Here is a 4,475-nt window from a genome sequence, read left to right on the forward strand (position 1 = left end):
TGATAACTTAAGATTTATAAAAGGTGAGGTTGAAATTATATCTGCTGGAGGTGAATTTTAACTGATGATGAAACACTACCAAATTTTTGGGACTTCTATCATCACGCACCCCTCGGCGCTCACTGATAGTATCGTTCAAACCCCTGATAAAACTATCTTTTCATGCGGATTTTCCGAACAAAAAGCAAAGGTTTATATAAAATTCACCGCACAATCATCAGCTCATTGATACTTTTTACGTCTGCGGGAAGCCAGATATAAAAATATGCCATGTGTGTGTCAAAGTCGCAGGAGCAGGAATAGGATATAACTTGAAATGCCCTTCCGCCACCAGATCTAATAATTTGTAAGTTCCACCAGAGGGCTGATTTACTCCGCAAGAACTGCCTGGTTCCATTCCTCCAGGGTGCGTTTGTGCCGCTTCACTGTTAAATGTCTCTTTCCATCTTGCAAGCTCTATACTCGAATCTGACTCATCTAAGGTGGTAACCTCTGGTTGGGTGTAGCTCCACTGCAAAGCAGGTGATGGTCCAAGACTTACCGATATAGTTTGTGTTCCTGTATGTGTTCCCATCGGGTCGTGGTCATGTAGCTGAGGATTTCCAAAATCAGACGCTGACCAATCATGTTTGGGTATGCCGTAGTCATTTCTCCAGTTAGAGCCATATACATGACACCCAGGATACATACAGAAGATATGATGTATAGCGAACCAATCTCTGGTGCTTGATGTATCATCTGCCAACTGAAATAGTACATAATTGTTATCTACGCCTCCATGAGGGTTATGATATATCTCACCTTCATTTCTGCCTATTTCCACCCAATGCGGCTCTCCCAAAACCTCTGTTGAAGTCCTTAGAACCTCATACTTGTTATACCATTCCTGTGCATGTTTGTGAATTATCTGCACAGATTCCTCGTCGTCACCTGCCATTCCCACATATTGCGCAGTTACACCGTTTGGATAAATCCTGAAACCATAAGCTACAATACGGACTCCTTCTGGAACTTCGGGAGTAGCAATTGCTATCGCATGTTCAGGTCTCCCTATGACATCGATAAAATTGTTTATTATCTCCTCTCTTTTTTCTTTTATCTCTTCTATGCTGATGGGCTCCGTAAAGTTTCGAATTAAGAAAATTTCGTTTGTTGGTGTATACGTTTTATTCACAAGGCGTTAGATGTAGGTTGTTGTGAAATTGAACGATGTGTCACGTAACTCTCTTTGTTTATACTAACTTCTTCAGACGCATCTCCTGAAGTATTCGCAGCGAACAAAAGAGCTGTGCTTGCAAGCAATACCGCTATTAACATCGCTCCAATTGTTAATTTTTCTTTCGTTTTCATCTTTTCATATCACCTCCTAAATTTTTGGGTACTTCTATCATTGCGCCCCTCGGCGCTCACTGATAGTATCATTCAAACCCCTTATAAAACTACCGAAAATGTTCAGATTTTCCGAACAAAAAGCAGAGGTTTTGGAAATGTGGGACAAGAAAAAATAACCCCAAAAAAAGGGAAAAATTTGTTTTTTGTGTTGCAATGTCTCTTATCTCCCAAGGGCTGATTTTCTTAGCTACTCTCATCGCAGTGTGATTATGGATATGCATAGCAACCACAACCTATCGCTATCCATTTGTCACCATGACCATCACCATCCGCATTACACCAGCAATCGCATGAAACCCAAGCATCCTGATCGCATTTTGTCACCGCACCACATGAATCGAGTGCCCATAAAGCATAGGTGTCAACTTCGCCAACTATTGTACCGGCTCCAGTGGTAGAGTGGTCAAAGGTGCACCTATCAAATCCGAGTGCCGTTTCAGTATAAGAGTGATCGAGAATATTCTCGACTTCGTTGCCATAGTCGACATAGAATTCTCCTTCGGTGTGTAACAGATTTTTATCTCCAAGAAATTCCCACCAATCTTCACGCCAAACCGTGACGATATAATATGTTAGCACATCGGTATCTGAAGAACTGGGAATCGGGACATCCAGCTTGTGTAACGCTATACCTCCTTTATGACCGATGATTCCTTTTTCACTATGGTTTACTTGGATAGAATATTCCTTTGAGCCCAAAAGTTCAGGCATCAATATGTAGGTCGATATAGTGGATCCGTCCCAAGTCACTTCAAGGACCGTATCGCCTTGATCAATCAGGAGAATCTTGATGTTCGCATACTCCAAGATACCTATGATTTGACCTTCGAAACCCTTTAATCCCGCTACGTCGATAATCTGGTTGATTGTGTCCCCAGCTTCGTCGTATGTTCTTATATCCGGTAAATCCACTTTCTCTGGTTCTTCGATGCCAAACATATCAAAAAGATTTCTTTGATTTTGCGCATCAACTATCTCCACCTGTGTTGGGCTGCTACCGCATTTGAGATTCTCAAAAACCATTACAGAGGGTTTTTATTGTTATCGTTTGTTCCTTAAAAAACTCCGGTCGTCATGCTACCACCGCACATCAGTAACACTACAATGCCTATTGCCCATATCTTCTTCATTTTTTTTTTCGCTCTCACCTCCTAAGGAGCGCTACGCCACCTCGGCGTTAAGGCACTCCATACGAACCTCCGCTGGAACAGCATATAAAACCACCGAAAACGTTCGGATTTTCCGAACAAAAAGCAAAGATTTATATAGTGGAATCACAATTACCCTGAAAATGCCGTTATGGTACTTGAGACTATCCTCTTCACTTGAGCTAATGCTTTTTGGGAACAGTTAAAAGAGCTAGGTGGAATAAGTGTTCCGGAAAATGGAACGAGCGATTATCTCCCATTATACTTCCTGAACCTCACAAGCTCCAGATCACCAAAAGTATGACTATAACTTCCCACAATTGTGATGTCTTCAATCAATACCAGTAAAGAAAATAAAAAACCATACTATACCTAACAATATTGCAACTGGAATTATTCTTTTTGATGCAAAATAACCTTCTAAACCTGCAACAGCAGACAAGCCGACTCCATAAGCAACTACCTCTACTATTCTTTTAAGATCAGGGGAAGGGTAAAAATAATTGAAATTAAGCAAAAGAATAAATCCCATAATCGGAATTGCTCCTACCAATATGGACCCAGGTCTATCCCTTGTTATCCATCCATAAATAATTGGAGCCGCTGGTAAAAGAAAAAGGATAAAAGTCTCAACAAATAACCAATAGATTGAAGCACCGCCACTTTCCACACGGAATGGATCACCGATCATACCTACTAATTCAATCAAAGCAATAATCAATAACGATACAACCACCGGTGAAACTAATCTCTTTTTCTCCATTTTATCCTCCAAAAAATAAAAAAGGTGGTTTACACCACCTTACGATTCATATATTTGGGTAGCCCAGCCATTGCTGTACGGATCCGACACGTAGTTATTAAGGTAGTAGTTATCCTCGTAAACCGTCCATTCGGGCTCTTCGTAGAACTCAGCAACCAATTCTTCCACGGGCTCGTATTGGTCAGGTTCATGTGGAAAAGGATCGTCGTGGTGTGCATTTGCGACTACATCTCCGTCCGACATCTGCCACAACCGGGTGTGATTTCTGCCCCATATGCCAAGCCAGTCATCGGCCACGCCGTCACCTTCTATCCATCCATCCTCTGGATCATTGACATAGTGGACATACTCAAATGGCCACCAAATATCATGCCAGCTCTCTTCTAAAATCTCTGCCTTCGCTGCGTTTATATCTGTATTCTCCCATGCCAGATTTATTGGGTCTTCCTCCTCATATATCCATTGTGTTCCATCCCACCATCTCGAATATGTCCACTGTGGATAGTCATAGCTAATCCACCATTGAAACGGGTCGTTCGCTCTCGTTAGCACCACTGTTTTTTCGGTCACAAGCACTTTCTCTTCGCCTTCTTTCATTCCTATTACTTCTGCTTCCACCGGGATTTTAAGCACCCTCGTGAGATTATCAACACCGAACTTCTTTTCGATGTCCTTCCCAGAGTATATCTCCTTTATTTCCAAGTATCCTTGCTCGTATTTGTAAATCGTGGTAGCTTTGACCTTTACAGTATGTTCTTCTCTCCATTGTTCCATTGATTTTTCTGGAGTTACACTTATCGCCGAAACAATTGTCATTGCCATGACCAATGCTACAACAAATATTGTCCCTATTATCACTCTTTTCTTCATCTTTTCCATATCACTTCCTAAATTTTTGGGTACTTCTATCATCGCGCCCCCTCGGCATTCACTAATCATATCGTTCAAACCCCTGATAAAACTATCTTTTCGTGCGGATTTTCCGAACGAAAAGCAAAGGTTTATATAAAATTCATTAGCCCCCTCCACAGACTACCATTCAGCAATCTTCTGTAATTCCTCCTTTGAGTTAATACCCAACGAAACCACTATCCCGACCAAAAGTACATGCAGACAGACGAACTTTTTGACTGAACGCTTCGTATAGCGATGCAAATTCTTTAAAGAGAAAG

5 protein-coding genes are annotated in these 4,475 nt (G+C 41.5%); all 5 read right to left on the bottom strand.

Annotation, left to right across the window (positions count from 1 at the left end; all coding sequences use genetic code 11):
• Positions 1-235: 235 nt before the first annotated feature.
• The 5 genes from J7J01_04485 to J7J01_04505 all read right to left on the bottom strand — a co-directional run bounded on the left by J7J01_04485 (position 236) and on the right by J7J01_04505 (position 4,242).
• Complete coding sequence (locus tag J7J01_04485) at positions 236-1,174, bottom strand: hypothetical protein (GenBank protein MCD6210138.1); 939 nt, start codon at positions 1,172-1,174, stop codon at positions 236-238.
• Complete coding sequence (locus J7J01_04490; GenBank protein MCD6210139.1) at positions 1,171-1,350, bottom strand: hypothetical protein; 180 nt, start codon at positions 1,348-1,350, stop codon at positions 1,171-1,173. The genes J7J01_04485 and J7J01_04490 overlap by 4 nt, the downstream gene beginning before the upstream one ends.
• 249 nt (positions 1,351-1,599) lie before the next feature.
• Positions 1,600-2,373 (bottom strand): hypothetical protein, encoded by a 774-nt coding sequence (locus J7J01_04495; GenBank protein MCD6210140.1) that lies wholly within the window; start codon positions 2,371-2,373, stop codon positions 1,600-1,602.
• Positions 2,374-2,871: 498 nt separating this feature from the next.
• Positions 2,872-3,303, bottom strand: a complete 432-nt coding sequence (locus J7J01_04500) for a hypothetical protein (protein ID MCD6210141.1) — start codon at positions 3,301-3,303, stop codon at positions 2,872-2,874.
• Positions 3,304-3,342: 39 nt separating this feature from the next.
• Positions 3,343-4,242, bottom strand: a complete 900-nt coding sequence (locus J7J01_04505) for a hypothetical protein (protein MCD6210142.1) — start codon at positions 4,240-4,242, stop codon at positions 3,343-3,345.
• Positions 4,243-4,475: the final 233 nt, after the last annotated feature.

The sequence above is a fragment of the Methanophagales archaeon genome (assembly GCA_021159465.1).
Lineage (GTDB): Archaea > Halobacteriota > Syntropharchaeia > Alkanophagales > Methanospirareceae > G60ANME1.

What these genes read in the sequence shown, in the direction of transcription:
- J7J01_04500 (MCD6210141.1), bottom strand. Translation starts at nt 3,303, where the DNA reads ATGGAGAAAAAGAGATTAGTTTCACCGGTGGTTGTATCGTTATTGATT.
- J7J01_04505 (MCD6210142.1), bottom strand. Translation starts at nt 4,242, where the DNA reads ATGATTAGTGAATGCCGAGGGGGCGCGATGATAGAAGTACCCAAAAAT.
- J7J01_04490 (MCD6210139.1), bottom strand. Translation starts at nt 1,350, where the DNA reads ATGAAAACGAAAGAAAAATTAACAATTGGAGCGATGTTAATAGCGGTA.